Genomic DNA, 18,759 nt, shown 5'->3' on the forward strand with positions numbered 1-18,759 from the left:
TGACCCTATCAACGCAGCACTGGATGTAACAGTTTTATGACGGCCTGTGGATAAAATTTCGTAAAATGTGATCCCCGCGCCGCGCCTTGACACGTCCTGCACAGCCAAGAGGCATGTCACAAATCTGTTTCCCTAACTTCGCAAACTCGATTCAAAACTGTCGCAATAGCTTTGCAAGCACCGCCTATCAGCCCCGTCAACACAGGGGGATGCGATGCTCGAACTCAAGGCACTGACCAAGCGGTTTGGCGACAAGACTGCCGTGGACGCGGCAACCTTTACCGTCGAAAAACCGATGATGATCGGTATTATCGGACGCTCGGGTGCCGGCAAATCGACACTCTTGCGCATGCTCAACCGTCTGAGCGATTCCACCTCGGGCGAGATCGTGTTCGAAGGCCGCGAGATCACCTCACTCAAAGGTGCGGCAAAGCGCGAATGGCAGTCCCATTGCGCCATGATTTTCCAGCAGTTTAACCTTGTGCCGCGCATGGACGTTGTGTCGAACGTGCTGCACGGCACGCTGAACCGTCGGTCGACTTTTGCGACAATGTTCAACCTCTACCCCCAAGAGGACATCCACAAGGCGATCGAAATCCTTGACCGGCTTGGCATCGCAGAACAGGCCCCAAAACGCGCCGAGGCGCTATCGGGTGGCCAGCAGCAGCGCGTCGCCATTGCGCGGGCACTGATGCAGGACCCCAGCATCATTCTGGCCGACGAACCGATTGCCAGCCTTGACCCGATGAACGCCCAGATCGTGATGGACGCCCTTCGCCGCATTCACGAAGAAGACGGGCGCATGGTCATCGCCAACCTGCACACGCTCGACACTGCGCGTCGCTATTGCGACCGGGTGATCGGGATGCGTGACGGGCGCATCGTTTTTGACGGGCGCCCCGACCAACTGACGACCGGTGTCGCCCGCGACATCTACGGCGCGGGGGCGGACTTCTCGGAAGCCGCCACATCCACCGCCATCGAGACACTGGACAGAGCCAACGCGACCCTCGTGGTGGCCTGACCCAGTTGAAACCCCGCTCAGGCGGGGTCTTTGCCTTTCATCACACCCAATGGAGAGACAGATGAAAAAGACCATCGCACTTGCGCTTGCGACCACGACCGCTCTGAGCACCGCTGCTTTTGCAGAGGGCCATGGCATCACCGAGTTCCGCATCGGCCTGCTGGGCGGCGAGAACGCTCAGGACCGTCTGAACAACAACGAATGCCTGCGCGCCTATACCGAAGAGCTGCTTGGCGTTCCCACACGTCTGTTTGCACCCGCAGACTATAACGGCGTGATCCAGGGCCTGCTGGGCGGTTCGCTCGACATGGCATGGCTGGGTGCGTCGTCCTATGCCGCGATCTACCTCGAAGATGCAGAAGCGGTTGAGCCGGTGCTCGTCAAGACCAACCTCGACGGTTCGTTCTCGTATCACTCCATCGGTTTTGCCCGCAAGGACAGCGGCATCACATCTCTCGAAGACATGCAGGGCAAGGTCTTCGGCTTCGGCGATCCGAACTCGACTTCGGGCTACCTGATCCCCTCCGTCGAAATCCCGCAGGCCACCGGTGCCACCATGGAATCCGGCGACTATTTCGGTGAAGTCAAGTTCACCGGCGGTCACGAGCAGACCATCGTTGCCGTGTTCAACGGCGACATCGACGGCGGCGTGACCTGGGCCGATGGTCTGGGCAACTGGGAAGACGGCTACAACTCGGGCGCGCTGCGCCGCGCAGTCGATGCCGGCCTCGTCGACATGAACGAACTGGTCGAAATCTGGAAGTCCAAGCCGATCCCGGAAGGCCCGGTTGTTCTGCGCAAGGCACTGCCGGACGACGTGAAAGCCAAGATGGTCGAGATGGTCGCCAATCTGCACGAAACCGACGAAACCTGCGCCTATGGCGTGGCCGCCGGTGAGACCGCAGGTTTCGCGCCGATCGGTCATGACGCCTACGAGACCATCATCGCGGTCCGTCAGGCACAGGTAAACAACTGATCTAACGCAACTGCGACCGGGCCACGCGACATCGCGTGGTCCGGTTTGTTTCGCCTGCCTCCGGTTTGATCCGGGGGTGGGCATCCGCGCCAGAAAAAGGCTCTTCCCATGATCGACGCCACGCTCAATGCCCCTCAGCCAACCGTCGGGGATATCCAGACGCATTACATGGCCCTGACGCGCCAAAAGCGCATGTACAGCGGCATCGCGATTGCCGTGTTCGTGCTCTTGATGGTGTCGGGCTTCTACGTCGCCGACGCGCGCAACGCGGGCGGGTTCTGGGATGGCTGGCATCAAATCCTGGATTTTCCAGCGGGCGTCCTGTCCGAGGCGTGGGAAAAGCGCGCCAACCTGCCGGGCCTGATGGTCAAGTACCTGCCCGCGCTGATCGAAACTCTGAACATCGCCGCCGTAGCCACGCTGATCGGTGTCATCTTCGGGCTGGGGCTGTCGCTGATGTCCACGCGCGGCCTGGCCAAATGGCCGTTCCTGATCCCTGTCTTCCGCCGTATCTCAGACATCCTGCGCGCCATCCCCGAGATCGTGATCGCGCTGGTGTTGATCTTCATGATGGGCGGCGGGCCGGTGCCTGCAATGGTCGCCATCGCGCTCCATACCGCTGGTGCGATGGGCAAGCTCTATTCCGAAGTGAATGAAAACGCCGACCTCAAGCCGGTCGAAGGCCTCGCCTCCGTCGGCGCGAACTGGATGCAGCGCATGATGCTGGGCGTGATCCCGCAGGTTGCACCGAATTACCTGTCCTATGCGCTGCTGCGCCTCGAGATCAACATTCGCGCCTCGGCCATCCTTGGCTTCGTGGGCGCTGGCGGCATCGGTTACGAGCTGCGCAACTCCATGACCTGGGGACAGGGCCGATTCGACGAAGCCGCCGCCATCTTCATCCTGCTTTTTGTCACCATCGTGGTAGTGGATCAGGTGTCTTCGCATTTCCGCAATCGCCTGATCGGCACCGGAGGCCACTGACATGACCGACGCAACCGTCACCCTGCCAGTCTCAACGCTCAAAGACGAAGCCGACAAGATTTTTGCCCGCAAACGCCTGAAGAATTTCGGCATTCCGGGTCTGATCCTGGCATATCTTGTTTACGTCTTTTTTGCCTTTGACGTCCCCGGTCTTGCCGACCGTATGCGCCTCGACAATGCGGCGACGCTTGTGTCGGACAGCTACAGCTACAAGACGCAGGTCACCCGCGACAACCGCTCGGGCGACATAACGGTGGCCAAGGAAGGTGAACGCAAAGGTGCCTACCCCGAAGGCATGACCCCCGACTGGGTCGAGATGACCGACGAAGGTGCCGTGGTCGATCTGCCCGATGGACACCGCGTGCTGTTTGGCCCGGACAACAGCGCGGTTTACCTGCATCCCACCTTTGGCGAAATCACCGCACAGGTGTCCCGCACCGATGGCGTGACCCTGTCCCTGCCCGAGGCCGATTTGCCCGACTGGATCAGCTATTCCAAGGCGCGGCTCGACATCCGAACCGATGCGGGGCGTCTGACCATGACCCGCTCCAAGACCGAAGTGTTCCGCTACTTCTTTGGATGGGAGCTGTTCTGGTTCACGCTCGACAGCCCCTATCACAACAAATCCGTTTTCCAGATCGTGTTCGGCCCGCAACTGGACGAGACCCGCAGTAACATCACCGGTGCTGTTCAGGATTTCTGGAATAACGCCATGTGGCGACACAAGGACGTGGTCTGGGCGCTTGGCGAGACCGTGCTGATGGCCTTCCTTGGCACGATGGGCGCCGCGATGATCGCCCTGCCGCTCGCGTTTATCGCTGCCAAGAACTTCACCCCGTTGCGTCTGGCGCGTCAGGTCGCGCGGCGCTTCTTCGACTTCGTGCGCGGTGTGGATGCCCTGATCTGGACCATCGTCCTGTCGCGCGCCTTTGGTCCGGGCCCGTTGACCGGTGCTCTGGCGATCCTCATCACCGACAGTGGCAGTTTTGGCAAACTCTTCTCCGAGGCGCTTGAAAACGTCGATGAAAAGCAGATCGAAGGCGTCGCCTCCACCGGGGCAAAGCCGCTGCAGCGCTACCGCTTTGGCGTGATCCCGCAGATCATGCCGATCCTCCTAAGCCAGATCCTCTACTTCCTTGAATCGAACACCCGCTCTGCCACCATCATCGGCGCGATCACGGGGGGCGGGATCGGGCTTCTGATCACTCAGGCCATCCAGACCCAAAAGGATTGGGAGGAAGTGTCCTACTACATCGTGCTGGTGATCCTCATGGTCATCGCGATGGACTGGTTCTCGGGTTGGCTGCGCGGCAAACTGATTGGTCGCAAGGACTGATATGGCCCGCCTCAAGCATGACGCCCCCTTCGTTCATGAGGGGTGCACCCTGACCGACAGCACCTTCGGCGCCTATACCGAAATCGGGTTGGGCAGCCGGATCACCAACAGTCATATAGGCGATTACAGCTATTGCGACCGATATGGCGACATTGCCAATGCGGATGTGGGCAAATTCGCCAATATCGCGAGCTTCGTACGGATCGGGGCCACGGACCACCCACTGGAAACGGCGGCTTGTCACCACTTCCTCTACCGATCGCAGGATTACTGGGACGATGCCCGCCCGGACGAGGATTTCCTCAATCACCGCAGGTCCCGGCGCGCGGTGATCGGCCATGACACATGGATCGGCCACGGCGCGATGATCAAACCCGAGGTCACTCTGGGACATGGCGCAGTCGTGGCCAGTGGCTCCATCGTCACCAAGGACGTCGCCCCCTACACTATCGTCGCCGGAACCCCGGCGCGGGTCATACGTGACCGTCAACCGCCCGAGATCGCCGAGCGCCTGATCGCACTTGCATGGTGGGACTGGCCCCATGACGCGCTGCGCATGGCCTTGGATGATTTCCGCACGCTCCGCGCGGAAGAGTTCCTGGAACGGTTCGGGGGCTGACCATGCTGAAGGAATTGCAGAAGCGGTTCGACTCCGCATCGCTCAAATATTGCGAACTGCATGGGCTTGAACGAGATCCGGACTGGGTCATGCTCAAACTGCAGGAAGAGATCGGCGAACTTACGCAGGTTTGGAACACCAAGACCGGGCGCGGCCGGGACAAGGGGCTTAGTCAACACGAGTTGCAGCAAGCGCTTTCAGACGAAGTGGCAGATGCGCTGGGAATGTTGCTTGTCTTCGCGCATCAGCACGATCTCGATCTAACAATCTCGATTGCGCGCAAGTGGCGGTTTGACCCGAGTGACCTTACAACTCCAGCATCGACGTAACCCGATCTGCGGCGAACCACGTCCCTCCATACCGGACCGGGTACCCCTCTGCTTCGACATTGACACTTGTAGACCGCTACAGCGGATCGCGTAAGCGCTTAATTCCGACCAAACATTAACGGAAAATGAACGCGCGATGAATGAACCGTTAAGTTGCTTCAACAGGCCCTGCTGGCCCCCTAGGTTGCGATCGAGCGACAACCTGAGGGGCTATCATGACACTGAGATCGATGAGACTGCTTTCGACCACCGCAATTTTTGCAATGGCCTCGGCCGCTTTGGCACAGGAAACCGTGTCGGACAGCGTGATTGCAGAGCAGCGCGCAGCCTTGGCGGCCAACACAGACGGCAAAGGATTTGGTCCTCAGGCACCGCGCAACATTGACGCTCCCATGGGCGAAAATGATCGCGTGTTCGCGGATGCACCGCCGTTCACCGAAATGAACCTCTGCAACATTCACTTTCACGCAGGCGCCGAGCATCAGGGTGGTGAATTCACCACGTACCTGGGCAACGGCGACGGCAAAGGATATGGCACGGGCTTCGGGTATTCGGGCACTCTGACCGAGGCAGAGCTTGCCCCGATTGATCAGGTGATCGGTGACGCCGACCACCCGTTGGTTCCCGGTGACACAATCGAAGTCCACTATGTCCACACTACCGCGCAGGTCAGCCCTGGCCCGACCCTTGGAGCCTGCCTGAGCGAAGCAATCATGAACCCGCAGCTGCGTGTGGAAACCCAAGTCTACGTGCTGGTGAACGATGAATCCGCACTCGATTTCGTGACGCTGACGGCACATGACGTTGTCAATGGACTGCATCAGGCAATCAACATCCCGACTGATACCGGAACCCCTGTGCAATACGAAGGGTCCACCACAGGTCCAAGCTACAACGAGGCAGGTTCGCCCTTGCAGGTATCCTGGAGCGTCCGGCCCGAGGTTGCCAAGGTCAACATCGCAACCGTTGCAACATGGTTTGAGAACAACGTCTTCGACGAAGACAAAGCGCATGGTGTTCGCAATCTGGTAATCAATCCAGAGCTCTTGTCTCCCATCGAATAAGTGCATGTAACGAGTGGGTCAGTTTAACGAGTAACGCAGGTCCGGCCCCCTTCCCGATCAGAGGGGGCCGGATTCGAATTGCAACGCACCGCAGGCGTCTTATGAAGGTGTCATGCTGTTTCGCACCAAACTCTTTCTTTCGTTCATCGCCCTTGGGGCGGTTTCAATCGGCGCGGCATTTCTTCTGATCATCTCATCCCAGCGCAACGAAGAGAACCAGCTGCGCACCAATCTCGCCCATGAAAGCCTGTCCGGATATTTTCAGCTCTCAGGTGATGTCTTCCGCACGTTCAAGCAAACGCGGCGCGATCTGATTTCTGGACCCGGAACGTTTGCGTTCGACTTTGAACAGGCGACGCAAGACATCCACGCCACGCTTGACAGGATAGAAGAGGCGCTCATTGCAGAGGCCTCTCTGATGTCAGGTCTGCAAAGCGATATTGCGATGCAGAATCTGAACGCCTTGCGCACCGCAGTCATGCAGGCCCTGAGCGACATTCGTGCCGCGTCTGACATGATCGTCGCCGGGCAGATGGACGACGGGCGAAAAATGGCCATTGAGGTCCTTCAAGGCCAGGTTGATGTCGAGATCGCGACTTTGATCCAGGACGCAACGAGCGTGCAACGGGCCGAACTTGCCGCGGCCCAGCGTGAAATTCGCGCATTTCAGGAAACCGCTGAAACCACGGCTTGGATGACGGTCGGGTTGGCCGTACTTCTGTCGACTGCGATTTTTCTAACGCTGCTGCGCCGCTTTCAGACGGGATTGCGTGAATTGGATGCCGGAGCCAAGGCCTATGCGGCCAACGACCTGGACTACGTGATTGATCTGGCTGGTCGGGACGAACTTTCGGCGGTGGCGCGCAGTTTTACCGATATGGCACAGCAGATCCGGAGCAAACAGACAGCGCTTGAAGCCGCCCGCGACGAGTTGGAGCAGCGCGTTGCGGATCGGACCTCTGCGCTATCTGCGGCCAACGCCGAATTGCGCACCAACGATGCGATGCGACGACAGTTCTTTGCCGATATTGGCCACGAATTGCGCACCCCTGTCAGCGCGATCAGGGGAGAAGCCGAAGTGGCCTTGCGTGCGCGAACCGGGCGCGAAAAAGCGCAGGAATCCGCGTTGAAAACGATTGTTTCAATCGCCGATGAACTGACCGCAGGGGTGGATGACCTGTTCTTGATCGCACGGGAAATGGCGGGTGTGCTGGATTTTCGCACCGCACCTGTCGATCTGAAGCATGCTGTGTCTTTGGGCATAGAACAATTGCAAAGCCTGTCAGGCCAAAAAGACGCGGTGATCACACAGCACCTCGCGCCAGAGCAGATCGTCATCCTCGGGGAAAGGCCCCGCATTGCACAACTGGTCCGGATCTTGATCTCGAACGCGCTTGAACATGCCAAACATGCCGTGAATATCCATGTGTCCGTGGTGATCGAAGATAGCAACGCTGTGCTGAGCATTGCCGACGACGGCCCCGGCATTCCGGAGAAAGACTGGCCCCGGATTTTTGACCGCTTTGTCAAAGGCACGGATCGGCCAGCCGGAACAGGTCTGGGACTTGCCATCGCAAAGTCGATTGCCCTTGCGCATGGTGGTACCATCCGTGTCCAGCACAGTGCCAGTGGTGGCGCCGACCTGCAGGTGCGGTTCCCCCTCTTGCAAGGGCCCGCCACCCGATGAAGCTCCTGTTGATTGAAGACGAAGAGCGCATCGCACATTTCGTGCTGCGCGGTTTGATGGCAGAAGGGCATCAGGTGTCATGGGAACACAATGGCCGTGCAGGTTTTGAAAGGGCTCTTGGCGAAGCCTTTGATGTCATAATTCTGGACCTGATGTTGCCCGGCATGGAGGGGCGCGACGTTTGTCGTGAACTGCGCGCCGCAGGGATCAAGACCAAGATCTTGATGCTGACCGCAATGGAGACGACCGCTGATCTGGTCAAAGGGTTCGGTGCAGGTGCCGATGACTACATGACAAAACCCTTTGCCTTCGAAGAGCTGAATGCGCGCCTGTTGGCTTTGGGACGCCGTTCAGATGTAGCAATCGCGACGAACATCCTGGAGTCCGGCGGTCTCAGGTTTGACCGCGACGCACTTGTTGTCACGTTTGATGGCACCCGTCTTGATCTGACTTCGCTGGAATATGCCTTGCTGGAATTTCTGATGAAGGAGAAAGGCAAAGTCGTCAGCCGTGCACGCATCCTGCAGAATGTCTGGGGCACGGTAGAGGACCCTCTGACCAATGTCGTCGATGTCTATATCCGACGCCTTCGGACGCATCTTGCGGCTTTCGGGGCCGAAAAGATGATCGTGACAGTCCGGGGCCGCGGATACCGTCTGCAGGAACTTGAAAGCGAGCCGGGGTTGATCAGTCGCTGACCAGCCCTCGTCAAGGGGCCAGTCGCAAGTTCCGTGGTGGCAATCAAAACCGCAAGCCCTTGTTGGCAGTCGTTGGTCAAAGTGCGGACTATCACCATTATGTCGATAAAGGTCTTCAAGCATGCCAAGCGGTGTCATCGGCGTGAGGCAGGCGGTCGAGGCGTATACGAACACCGGGTTATTTGACCACTTCTGCGGTCATGCGAAGTTGTGGACCTCGGTTATTCAGAGGCACATCGAGATCGGCCATTGGTACATAACGCACTTATTGCAACATGCGCTTAGGCCTTGCCAATCTCTTGGCCGCGCCTTTGGCCCCTGCGCAATACACCGCAATTAATGCCTCCAAGGCATCACCTCTCCGACAATTCAGCGTATTCATATGCATTCCCGACTGTTACGGTCCGGTTAGCGCAACCCCGACATGCCGCAGAGGAGCACTCGGTGAGGCACCAGACTGCGCCGATCCATCTCCGGAGAAGGGATGGACGGAGGGATTGGCCCGGGGCACGTGCGCGACAATGACCGATGCTTGCAAGAGGATCGGACACAATAGGGAGAGAGAATATGGTGAACAAAATCAAAGGCTTTTCTTGGGCGGCAGTCTTCGCTTTGGTCGGTCTGGCCACGGGCGCTGTTCAGGCGCAGGACACGGCGATGGCGCCGCTCGATCCGCCGCAGGATGTCAAGGTCGCCTATGTGCCGATCATGAAGTTTGCGACCATGTACGTGGCCGAAGAGCGGGGTCTTTTTGACAAATACGGCCTGAATGTCGATCTGGAGCGGGTGAAGTCCGGCACCGAAGCAATTGCCTTCCTCACTCAGGGCACCGTCGACGTGGGCGGCATTGCAATCGTCACGTCACTCTGGTCCGGCTGGAACAAGGGTCTGGATATCCGCATCATCGCTCCCGGCGCGCTTGAGCCGATGGAGAACAGCCCCACCAAGCTTGTGGTGAGGAAAGCGCTGCTCGATGACGGAACGGTGAAATCCGCAGCCGATCTTGCCGGTCGCCGTGTCGCCGTGGCGGGTGGTCCCGGCTCGGGCGGGGAGTATCTGCTTGCCAAGGGTTTGGAGCGCGGCGGCCTGACCATCCGCGACGTCGAACCGATGAACATCGCCAACCCGGACATGCCACTGGCATTCGAGAATGGTTCGGTGGATGCGGCCATTGCGGGTTCGCCTTATGCAGACCAGATCATCGGCGCCGGACATGCTGCCGTTCTGGAATCCGACCTGACGCCCGGCCTGATGACGGTGGCTTTTGTCGGGTCCGGCAAGCTGGTGAACGACCGCCCCGAGGTGGCCGAGCGTTTTGTGCTGGCCCTGACCGAGGCAGCTGCGCTGATGCAGGGTGACGATTACCTCGCCTCGGAAAACCTCGCGGCCTACCTGACCTACACCAACTCGACCGAGGAGGCGCTGCGCGCAGGAAGCCCGGTGATCTATGACACCGAGATGAAGATCCCGGTCAACGGCTTGGCCGATATCGAGAAGACCCACCGTGAAAACGGCCGGACCGAATATACCGATCCCCTCGATCTATCGAATGCGGTTGACGAGCGCTTCACTGAAGCGGCCCGCAAGGCTTTGGGACTGTAGTCCCATCGCGGGGCGCTCTGTGGAGCGCCCCTTCCCCCACCGAACAAGAGACAAGGCTGGACGGACGTGGCGCAACACCCGGACCCTAAGATTTCCGCACGAAACGTGACCAAGATCTACCAGACGGCCTCAGGCCCAATGACCGCCGTGGACAATTTCACGCTGGACGTGGCCGACGGTGAGTTTCTGGCGATTGTCGGGCCTTCCGGGTGCGGGAAATCGACGTTTCTGCGGATGCTGGCAGAGTTGGAGGACATCACGTCAGGAGATTTGACCATCCGCCCGGGGGCCGATCCAAAAAAACCGCTCAACAGCGTGGTCTTTCAGGAATACGCGATCTTCCCATGGAAAACGGTGATCCAGAATGTCGCCTTCGGTTTGCAGATGCGCGGCATCTCGGAAAAGGACCGCATGGACGTGGCCCATGGCTGGCTTGATCGCGTCGGCCTTGCCAAATTCGCCAATCATTACCCGCACCAGATCTCAGGCGGCATGAAGCAGCGTGTCAGCATCATCCGCGCACTGGCCAATGATCCGGAAGTGCTTTTGATGGATGAACCTCTTGGCGCGCTGGATGCGCAGACGCGCGTTGTTCTTCAAGACGAGTTGATGCGCATCTGGGAAGAGACACGCAAAACCGTGGTCTATATCACCCATTCGCTGGACGAAGCGGTGCTCTTGGGTGATCGCGTGGTCCTGATGAGCGCGCAACCGGGTCGGATCCTCGACATTTATGAAATCGACATCGACCGTCCTCGCAGCATCGACACGATGAACTTGCCCGCCTTTGCCGAATACCGCGCGGCCATATGGCAGCGGCTCAGCGCCGAGGTGACGCGCGCCATGGAGATGCAGCAATGACCGCATTCGAGAGAGATCGCCGCGCCATGTTTGGCTTTGCCCTTACGGCTGTCCTGCTGCACGGCCTTTTGGCGCTTACCGGGCTCTGGACCGCTTGGGCGTGGCCCGCCATCGGTGTCAGTTTTGTCCTCTTGGTTCTGATCTGCGAACGAATTGGGCGCCATGTTCCAGTGCGCACCCGCACCGCCTACGAGCGCACACTGGCGCTTGGGTTCCCGGTCCTGCTGTTGTTGGTCTGGGAAATGGCGGGCAGCATGAACCTGATTTCTCCGATCTGGTTTCCCCCTCCATCTGCCATCGGCAAAGCGCTCTGGGATGTCAGCGTCACCTATGACCGCTTCTCCGAAACCAGTCTACTGGGCCGTCCCTGGCTGATCCCGCAGGTTTACGCCGAAGGCGGTTGGTCCGCCGTGGGCACACTTCTGTCCGAGAGCCACGTTCTGGCAACGCTCGGGCGGGTCTTTGCCGGTTTCCTGCTCGGCGCGATCCCGGGCATTCTTCTGGGTGTCGTGATGGGCATCAATCAGACCGTCCGCTTGATGCTGGATACGACGCTCTCGGCCATCTACGTCCTGCCCAAGATCGCCATCTTTCCAGTCGTCATGCTGATGTTCGCCGATCCTTTCGGCGAGGGGCCGAAGATTGTGGTCGTCGCACTCGCGGTCTTCATCCTCATGACAATCAACACCATGACCGGCGTGCGGACCATCGACCCAGTCTACCTGATGGCCGGACGCAACTACGGCGCGGGCCCCCTTCAGATGCTGCGCCACGTCATCCTGCCCGGCGCGATGCCGGTGATTTTTGCAGGACTTCGCATCGCTTTGGGCACGGCGATGATCGTCATTATTTCGGTGGAATTCCTGCGCGCGAAACAGGGTGTCGGCTACATGACTTTCTATTACTGGGAAGTTCTGGTGCCAGAAAAGATGTATGCGGGCCTCGTTGTCGTGATGATCCTGGGTGTGACGCTGACCGGGCTGCTGCACTGGCTGCAAAAAGTAATGATGCCCTGGAAAAGGTGAGCACCACCCCCCGATTGCGCGCGGCACTTCAGGCGACCGCACACATCTCTATGACTGTATGGCGGAATACTGGGAGTGGCGCCTGCAGCTTTAGGGTCGACACGTGGCATGGAAACGGCGTCCTACCTGTCCCGATTTCGTAAAACTTTCGCATTAGCATCACGCCGCATTTGCAACTCTTCGGTATGCGCGACGCGCACATGGCCTCCGGGCCAAATCCCCTCTCAGCGCATCTCGAGGAAAAGCATATGCTCAAGTTTCTGGTCCTAAGTGACCTGCATCTGGTTGACGAAAACGAGACATCCCATGGTCTGGACACGCATCTACGGATGCAAAAGGCCATCGATTGGATCAATGCACAACACGCGGATGCGGACTTCTGCGTGCTGGCCGGGGATCTGGCCGATATCGGCTTCAAAGGCGCGGTTGATCCCTATCACCGGCTCAAGGCTCTGGTAGATCAGATGGCCGTACCTTGCCATATCACCATCGGCAACCATGACAATCGCGACACGTTCCTGTCGGTCTTCGGTGAAGATCTTCGCGCCGAGACCGGCTGCGTCGACAAGGTCATCGATGCGAAGGGCTACCGCGTGATACTTCTCGACAGCGTTGTCGAGGGCGACGACCATACCCATGGCGGGCAGCTCTCCCAGCGCCAGTTGGACTGGCTGGAAGCGCGGCTGGCCGAACATGATGGCCCTGTGGCCGTCGTGCTCCACCACCATGCCAACCCGCTGCACGTCAAGGTCGATCGGATAATACTCGAGGACGGCGAAAAGTTTGCGCAGGTGCTCAAGACCCACAAGGATATCCGTCAGGTGATCGCGGGCCATGTCCATTTCACCTCCTGCGGTCTTTGGCATGGCATCCCGTTCACCACGCTGGCAGGCAACCATTACAACGTCACAGTCCCGCTAAAAGCAGGTGCCAAAGTCGATCGGCTTTGGGGACCGGCACAGATGGCCGTCGTTCTGGGTGATGAGGCCCAAACCCTTGTCCATTTCGACAATTACCTCGACGGCAACGCCGTCCTTGGGTGACCGCCTTTCTGATCCTTGCCTCGTCGGGCAAGGACCGCCTTTCCGCCATCACGACAGGCGTCACGGAATTGAATCACAACTGTCTCGAATCCGAGTCCAAAGGTTCCAAGAAGCTTCATCAAAGCGTCAGAAGAGCGTCGCCAGACGGACTTAGACGATGATGGTGCGCCGGGAGCGCGACACAGATTTCTCAATGGGGACAATCATGAAATCCACCTTCATCAGCGTCTTTGCTGTCGCGGCTGCCCTTGGCGGCGCCGCGTCCGCGCAGGACAAGATCACTTTCGAATACTGGTATGGCCTTGGCGGCTATCTGGGCGATGTCGTTCAGCAGACATGCGACCGCTTCAACGAAAGCCAGAACACGTATCAGATCACATGTGTCGGTCAGGACGGCTATGCCACCGCCGTACAGAACACCATCGCCGCGTTCCGCGCAGGCAAGCATCCGACCGTGGTGCAGGCCTATGACGCCGGTACAGCCGACCTGATGATGTCGGGCGAGTTCTACCCGGTTCAGAAGATGATGGCCGATTTCAACATCGACATCGACTGGGACAACTATTTCCCCGGCATCTCGAACTACTACGCCGCGTCGAACGGCGAATTGTTCTCCATGCCGTTCAACTCGTCCACGCCGGTCATGTATTACAACGTTGACGATTTCGCCGCTGCGGGTATCGATACTCCGCCCGGCACATGGGAAGCCTTCGAAGAAGCGCTGCGCGCGCTTGAAGCGGCCCAGCCGGAAAAGTGCAACTACGGTTACGCCCCGTCGACATGGGTCGATCTCGAGCAGTTCTCGATGGCGCACGGTATCCCGGTGGCCTCCAAGAACAACGGCTATGACGGTCTGGACGCGGAATACGTCTACAATACGACCCAGCACGTCAAGCACATGGAAGACATCAAGCGCTGGCTCGACGAAGGTCTTCTTGAAATCAAGACCAGCCAGGGCGGTATCAATTCGCGCGATGCCTTCGCACAGAACCAATGTTCGATCTTTTTCGGCTCCATCGCGTCGCACGCCACCGTGCATGCGTCGGCTGTCGACGGCCTGAACTGGGACGTTGCCATGATCCCGGTCTACGAAGGCTTTGAGCGCACAAACACCGTCGTGGGCGGCGCATCGCTCTGGGTTCTTTCGGGCAAGACCGAAGAAGAATACCGCGGTGCTGCAGAGTACCTGAAGTTCCTCGCAACGCCGGAAAGCGAAAAGTTCTGGGTGTCCAACACCGGCTACATTCCGGTGACCAAGGCCGCATTCGAGCAGCTGACGGCAGAGGGTTTCTATGACAACCCGCCGTACAAAGGCCGCGAAGTCGCAATGAAGTCGCTGACCTATACCGATCCGACCCCGCTGACCCGTGGCATCCGTCTGGGTGGTTTCATCCAGGCCCGTGCCGAGTGGGTTGCCGAAGTCGAAGCTGCACTTGCTGGCCAGAAGTCGATGAAAGAGGCGCTGGACACCGCTGCAGCCCGCTCGAACGACGTACTGCGGAAGTTCGAACGCACCTATCGCGGCAAGACCCTGCCCTGATCCTTGCGATCCCGCCTGCCTTGCGGGTTGTGACACTCTCTCCGTCCCGAAACCTTCGGGGCGGAGACGTCCTGACGGGGGAACGACATGCGACGCGCCTATTTCAAGAACAACTGGATCGCCGCGCTGGTCGTGGCACCGCAGCTTCTGATCATCTTTGTCTTTTTCTATTGGCCCACCAGCCAAGCACTTTATTGGGCGTTCACCTTCGAACAGCCTTGGGGTGGCGGCAATGAATGGGCCGGGTTCGAGAATTTCCGCGCCATCCTGACCGACGGGCGGTATTGGGACTCGATCAAGGTTTCGATCATCTACGCAGCCGGGGCGACCGTCCTGTCGATGGGCATGGCCCTGATCCTCGCTGTTTTCGCAGACCGTCAATTGCGCGGCTACAAGTATTACCGCATCGGCGCGATCTGGCCCTACGCGGTTGCTGCCCCTGCCGTGGGCCTTGCGTTCCGCTTTATCTTCAACCCCTCCGCCGGGATCATGTCTTACGTCAACGCGGCCTTCCCCGGCTTCTGGGATCCGATCCTGAACGGGGATCATGCGCTTTTGATGGTGATCATCGCCGGCGCATGGAAGCAGGTGGCCTACAACTTCATCTTCTTCCTCGCGGGCTTGCAGTCGATCCCACGGTCGCTGATCGAGGCGGGAGCGATGGACGGTGCCACCGTACTGCGCCGGATGCGCGACATCCAACTGCCCCTGCTGGCACCGACGTTCTTCTTCGTGCTCGTGATCAACATCACCGACAGCTTCACCGACAGCTTTGGCATCGTCGACACGATGACAGGCGGCGGCCCTGCCCGCGCGACCAACCTGATGGTCTACAAGATCTATGTCGATGGGTTTCAGGGGCTCGACTACTCGGGTGCCGCCGCACAGTCGATCATCCTGATGTTCCTCGTGATCGCCCTCACCGTGATCCAGTTCCGCTACATCGAACGCAAGGTGCATTACACATGACACAAGCCGATCTTCCCCTTGCGTCTGCGGTGCGCGACCCGGAGGCCCGCATCACAAACCCGCTGCGCAGACGGCGTGCGCCCGGCATGGTCGAAAACACGCCCGTGCTGAACATCCTGACGCATCTGATCCTGCTGACAGGCATGATCATCCTGCTCTTCCCGATGTATCTTGTTTTCAACGCCGCCACGCTGTCCTTGCAAGAGGTCAATGCGCAGCCCGCCCGATTGCTGCCCGGCGACCAATTCTGGAACAACATTCAAGAGGCGTGGGTGACGCGGGATTTCGGGCAGAAATTCCTCAACTCCCTGATCGTCGCGGTGGGTGTGGTCACAGGCAAGATCTTCATCGCCTGCATCACCGCCTTCGGGTTGGTGTTCTTTGATCACCGCCTGCGCATGCCGATCTTCTGGGCGGTGTTCATCACGCTGATGCTGCCATTGGAAGTGCGGATCGTGCCTACCTATGCGGTTGCCGCAAACGCGTTCCAACCGTTCCAGACCATCCTTGACTGGACCGGGATCAGCTGGTTGATCCAGACCGTGTCGGGGATCGAAGTTGCGCTCGAATGGAACATGCTCAATTCCTATTCCGGTTTGATCATTCCCTTGGTGGCGACGGCGACGGGCACTTTCCTGTATCGCCAGTTCTTCCTGACCATCCCTGATGAACTGGTCGAAGCGGCCAAGATGGATGGCGCCGGACCACTTCGGTTTCTGGCCGAAATCCTTGTCCCGCTGTCCCGCACCAATATCGCGGCACTGGCCACCATCATGTTCGTCTACAGCTGGAACCAGTATCTCTGGCCGCTTCTGATCATCACTGACCCGAATTACGGCGTGGTCGCGGTGGAGCTCGGCAAGCTGGTTCCGGACACCAACACCACAGGTGGCGCGATCCCGAACTGGCATATCGCCATGGCGGGAACGCTGATCGTGACGGTCCCACCCGTGATCGTCGTCATCTTCATGCAGCGCTGGTTCGTGCGCGGCCTGATCAACACCGATAAGTGAGGGCATCCCAATGGCCAACATCGACATCCGCCAGGTCCGCAAATCCTATGGCAAGGACGAGGTCATTCACGGCGTCGACCTGACCGTGAACAATGGCGAATTTGTTGTCATCCTCGGCCCATCCGGCTGTGGCAAGTCCACGCTTCTGCGCATGATTGCTGGGCTCGAAGACATCTCGGGTGGCGAGATTTCCATCGCGGGCACTGTCGTGAATGATCTTGAACCGCGCCAGCGGGGTTGCGCGATGGTGTTCCAGAACTACGCGCTCTACCCCCACATGACCGTGGCCGAAAACATCGGTTACGCGCTCAAGGTCGCGGGCATGAAGAAACCCGAACGGCTGGAGAAAGTCCGCGCAGTTGCGAAATCCGTCGGGCTTGAAGAGTTCATGGATCGCAAGCCGGGGCAATTGTCGGGTGGTCAGCGCCAGCGTGTTGCCATGGCACGCGCCATCATCCGCGAACCCAAGGTTTTCCTGTTCGATGAACCGCTGTCCAACCTCGATGCGAAGCTCCGGGTTCAGATGCGCCACGAGATCCGCCGCATCCACAACCGGATCAAGGCGACATCGGTGTTTGTGACCCATGACCAGCACGAAGGCATGACGCTCGCCGACCACATGGTGATCATGAACAAAGGCACGATCGACCAGGTCGGCACACCCGAAGAGGTCTACAACCGCCCCGCCACCGTCTATGTGGCTGGCTTCATCGGCTCACCCGCGATGAATTTCCTTTCCGGCCAGATTTCGGCCGAACAAAGCGCCATTCTGCTGGCGGATGACAGTCGTATCGAGATTGCCAGCGACGCAGCCCGCAGACATGCAGGCGCCCTGGTGCAATTGGGTCTGCGGCCAGAAGACATGACGCTCTGCGCACCCGGCGCCGGGCACCTGACCGGTTCTTTTGATTTCTACGAGGAACTGGGCTCGTCGGGCCTCTATCACCTGATGATCGAAGATGTGCCCTTCACGGTTCTGTCCTCGATCAAGCCGCGTTTCCAACACGGTGATCAGGTGGGTGTTCTGGCCGATCTGACCAAGCTGCACGTGTTCGCGGCGAAGGACGGGGTTCGGATCAACATGGACGCGCATGCGACACAGCAGATGGAGCCCGCGGAATGAAGCTCGCCAGCTACAACATTCAATACGGCAAGGGCAAAGACGGCCAATTCGATCTGGACCGCATCGTGTCCGAGCTGGGCGACCCGGACCTGATCGCTCTGCAAGAGGTCGAAACCTTTACCGCGCGATCCGGCATGGTGCATCAGGGTGAAGAGATTGCTTCCCGCCTGCCCCACATGCATTGGGTCTATGGTCCGGGGATCGACCTTGACGCCTCCGAGATCCTGGACGGCAAGCCGGTGCACCGTCGCCGCCAGTTCGGCAATATGGTGCTATCGCGTTGGCCGATCCTGTCGATGATCAACCATAGCCTGCCCAAGATCGCTCTGCTCAACACCTTCCACCTGCAGCGCACGCTGGTGGAGTGCGTGATCGATGCGCCCTCAGGCCCGCTGCGGTTCTGCTCGGTGCATCTGGATCATGTCTCGACCGACACGCGCCGGGATCAGGTCGAGTATATGTGTGACCTGCTGCTACGAGGCCATGAACGCGGTGCCAGTGCAGGTGGCATGGTCAAAGACCCTGACTGGAACGACCGCCCGATGCCACCTCAGCCGATGACGGCGATCATCATGGGCGACATGAATTTCGAACCCGGCAGCCTGGAATACACCCGCGTGGTCGGCGACCTGTCACAGAACCACGGCCGCACCATAAGGGCGCACGGGCTGGCCGACGCATGGACATTGGCCAGTCATGCGGAAAACGAAGGCGACACGATCCCGCGCGAAGGCCGCGGTGCGCGCCGCATCGACCATTGTTTCGTCACGACAGATTTGGCACACAGGGTGCAGTCGATGGAGATCGGGAACGATGCCCAAGGGTCCGATCATCAGCCGATTTTCGTGACACTCGATTTATGAGGC

18 protein-coding genes are annotated in these 18,759 nt (G+C 59.2%); all 18 read left to right on the forward strand.

The window, feature by feature from the left end; translation table 11 throughout:
- Positions 1–214 precede the first annotated feature (214 nt).
- The 18 genes from phnC (at position 215) to ACMVPR_RS09535 (ending at position 18,756) form a co-directional block, all read left to right on the forward strand.
- Positions 215–1,024, forward strand: a complete 810-nt coding sequence (phnC, locus tag ACMVPR_RS09450; protein ID WP_300587545.1) for a phosphonate ABC transporter ATP-binding protein — start codon at positions 215–217, stop codon at positions 1,022–1,024.
- 61 nt (positions 1,025–1,085) lie between these two features.
- Positions 1,086–2,000: a phosphonate ABC transporter substrate-binding protein gene (gene phnD, locus ACMVPR_RS09455; RefSeq protein WP_300587546.1), complete on the forward strand. Its 915-nt coding sequence runs from the start codon at positions 1,086–1,088 to the stop codon at positions 1,998–2,000.
- A gap of 108 nt (positions 2,001–2,108) precedes the next feature.
- Positions 2,109–2,984, forward strand: coding sequence for a phosphonate ABC transporter, permease protein PhnE (gene phnE, locus ACMVPR_RS09460; protein WP_416882658.1), 876 nt, complete (start codon positions 2,109–2,111; stop codon positions 2,982–2,984).
- Position 2,985: 1 nt separating this feature from the next.
- Complete coding sequence (gene phnE, locus ACMVPR_RS09465; protein ID WP_416882659.1) at positions 2,986–4,320, forward strand: phosphonate ABC transporter, permease protein PhnE; 1,335 nt, start codon at positions 2,986–2,988, stop codon at positions 4,318–4,320.
- A gap of 1 nt (position 4,321) precedes the next feature.
- Positions 4,322–4,939, forward strand: a complete 618-nt coding sequence (locus ACMVPR_RS09470; protein WP_416882660.1) for a chloramphenicol acetyltransferase — start codon at positions 4,322–4,324, stop codon at positions 4,937–4,939.
- 2 nt (positions 4,940–4,941) lie between these two features.
- Positions 4,942–5,268, forward strand: a complete 327-nt coding sequence (locus ACMVPR_RS09475) for a hypothetical protein (RefSeq protein WP_416882661.1) — start codon at positions 4,942–4,944, stop codon at positions 5,266–5,268.
- A gap of 215 nt (positions 5,269–5,483) precedes the next feature.
- Positions 5,484–6,332: a delta-class carbonic anhydrase gene (locus ACMVPR_RS09480; protein WP_416882662.1), complete on the forward strand. Its 849-nt coding sequence runs from the start codon at positions 5,484–5,486 to the stop codon at positions 6,330–6,332.
- A 112-nt stretch (positions 6,333–6,444) separates the two neighbouring features.
- The gene (locus ACMVPR_RS09485) at positions 6,445–8,019 is read left to right on the forward strand and encodes a sensor histidine kinase (protein WP_416882663.1); all 1,575 of its coding nucleotides are present in this window, start codon (positions 6,445–6,447) and stop codon (positions 8,017–8,019) included.
- The gene (locus ACMVPR_RS09490; protein ID WP_416882664.1) at positions 8,016–8,717 is read left to right on the forward strand and encodes a response regulator transcription factor; all 702 of its coding nucleotides are present in this window, start codon (positions 8,016–8,018) and stop codon (positions 8,715–8,717) included. The genes ACMVPR_RS09485 and ACMVPR_RS09490 overlap by 4 nt, the downstream gene beginning before the upstream one ends.
- 567 nt (positions 8,718–9,284) lie before the next feature.
- Positions 9,285–10,319, forward strand: coding sequence for an ABC transporter substrate-binding protein (locus tag ACMVPR_RS09495; RefSeq protein WP_416882665.1), 1,035 nt, complete (start codon positions 9,285–9,287; stop codon positions 10,317–10,319).
- A 105-nt stretch (positions 10,320–10,424) separates the two neighbouring features.
- Positions 10,425–11,180 (forward strand): ABC transporter ATP-binding protein, encoded by a 756-nt coding sequence (locus ACMVPR_RS09500; RefSeq protein WP_416882666.1) that lies wholly within the window; start codon positions 10,425–10,427, stop codon positions 11,178–11,180.
- Entirely contained in the window at positions 11,177–12,205 is a 1,029-nt protein-coding gene (locus ACMVPR_RS09505) for an ABC transporter permease (RefSeq protein WP_416882667.1), read from the forward strand. Before ACMVPR_RS09500 ends, ACMVPR_RS09505 begins: the two co-directional genes overlap by 4 nt.
- A 248-nt stretch (positions 12,206–12,453) precedes the next feature.
- Entirely contained in the window at positions 12,454–13,248 is a 795-nt protein-coding gene (locus ACMVPR_RS09510) for a metallophosphoesterase (RefSeq protein ID WP_416882668.1), read from the forward strand.
- A 205-nt stretch (positions 13,249–13,453) separates the two neighbouring features.
- On the forward strand, positions 13,454–14,788 hold the full coding sequence (locus tag ACMVPR_RS09515) for an extracellular solute-binding protein (protein ID WP_416882669.1): 1,335 nt from the start codon (positions 13,454–13,456) through the stop codon (positions 14,786–14,788).
- Between the two features lie 87 nt (positions 14,789–14,875).
- Positions 14,876–15,757: a carbohydrate ABC transporter permease gene (locus ACMVPR_RS09520; protein ID WP_300587568.1), complete on the forward strand. Its 882-nt coding sequence runs from the start codon at positions 14,876–14,878 to the stop codon at positions 15,755–15,757.
- The gene (locus ACMVPR_RS09525) at positions 15,754–16,770 is read left to right on the forward strand and encodes an ABC transporter permease subunit (protein ID WP_416882670.1); all 1,017 of its coding nucleotides are present in this window, start codon (positions 15,754–15,756) and stop codon (positions 16,768–16,770) included. Before ACMVPR_RS09520 ends, ACMVPR_RS09525 begins: the two co-directional genes overlap by 4 nt.
- Positions 16,771–16,780: 10 nt before the next feature.
- Positions 16,781–17,893 (forward strand): ABC transporter ATP-binding protein, encoded by a 1,113-nt coding sequence (locus ACMVPR_RS09530; RefSeq protein WP_416882671.1) that lies wholly within the window; start codon positions 16,781–16,783, stop codon positions 17,891–17,893.
- A complete protein-coding gene (locus ACMVPR_RS09535) occupies positions 17,890–18,756 on the forward strand; it encodes an endonuclease/exonuclease/phosphatase family protein (RefSeq protein WP_416882672.1) in 867 nt (288 codons plus the stop codon). Before ACMVPR_RS09530 ends, ACMVPR_RS09535 begins: the two co-directional genes overlap by 4 nt.
- Positions 18,757–18,759: the final 3 nt, after the last annotated feature.

Origin of the sequence: Marivita sp. (genome assembly GCF_048006345.1) — a bacterium.
In the GTDB taxonomy this organism is placed as follows: domain Bacteria; phylum Pseudomonadota; class Alphaproteobacteria; order Rhodobacterales; family Rhodobacteraceae; genus Marivita.

Bases quoted from the DNA above. Each gene is read 5' to 3' on its own strand.
- phnC (WP_300587545.1), top strand. From the start codon at position 215: ATGCTCGAACTCAAGGCACTGACCAAGCGGTTTGGCGACAAGACTGCC.
- phnD (WP_300587546.1), top strand. From the start codon at position 1,086: ATGAAAAAGACCATCGCACTTGCGCTTGCGACCACGACCGCTCTGAGC.
- phnE (WP_416882658.1), top strand. From the start codon at position 2,109: ATGATCGACGCCACGCTCAATGCCCCTCAGCCAACCGTCGGGGATATC.
- phnE (WP_416882659.1), top strand. From the start codon at position 2,986: ATGACCGACGCAACCGTCACCCTGCCAGTCTCAACGCTCAAAGACGAA.
- ACMVPR_RS09470 (WP_416882660.1), top strand. From the start codon at position 4,322: ATGGCCCGCCTCAAGCATGACGCCCCCTTCGTTCATGAGGGGTGCACC.
- ACMVPR_RS09475 (WP_416882661.1), top strand. From the start codon at position 4,942: ATGCTGAAGGAATTGCAGAAGCGGTTCGACTCCGCATCGCTCAAATAT.
- ACMVPR_RS09480 (WP_416882662.1), top strand. From the start codon at position 5,484: ATGACACTGAGATCGATGAGACTGCTTTCGACCACCGCAATTTTTGCA.
- ACMVPR_RS09485 (WP_416882663.1), top strand. From the start codon at position 6,445: ATGCTGTTTCGCACCAAACTCTTTCTTTCGTTCATCGCCCTTGGGGCG.
- ACMVPR_RS09490 (WP_416882664.1), top strand. From the start codon at position 8,016: ATGAAGCTCCTGTTGATTGAAGACGAAGAGCGCATCGCACATTTCGTG.
- ACMVPR_RS09495 (WP_416882665.1), top strand. From the start codon at position 9,285: ATGGTGAACAAAATCAAAGGCTTTTCTTGGGCGGCAGTCTTCGCTTTG.
- ACMVPR_RS09505 (WP_416882667.1), top strand. From the start codon at position 11,177: ATGACCGCATTCGAGAGAGATCGCCGCGCCATGTTTGGCTTTGCCCTT.
- ACMVPR_RS09510 (WP_416882668.1), top strand. From the start codon at position 12,454: ATGCTCAAGTTTCTGGTCCTAAGTGACCTGCATCTGGTTGACGAAAAC.
- ACMVPR_RS09515 (WP_416882669.1), top strand. From the start codon at position 13,454: ATGAAATCCACCTTCATCAGCGTCTTTGCTGTCGCGGCTGCCCTTGGC.
- ACMVPR_RS09520 (WP_300587568.1), top strand. From the start codon at position 14,876: ATGCGACGCGCCTATTTCAAGAACAACTGGATCGCCGCGCTGGTCGTG.
- ACMVPR_RS09525 (WP_416882670.1), top strand. From the start codon at position 15,754: ATGACACAAGCCGATCTTCCCCTTGCGTCTGCGGTGCGCGACCCGGAG.
- ACMVPR_RS09530 (WP_416882671.1), top strand. From the start codon at position 16,781: ATGGCCAACATCGACATCCGCCAGGTCCGCAAATCCTATGGCAAGGAC.
- ACMVPR_RS09535 (WP_416882672.1), top strand. From the start codon at position 17,890: ATGAAGCTCGCCAGCTACAACATTCAATACGGCAAGGGCAAAGACGGC.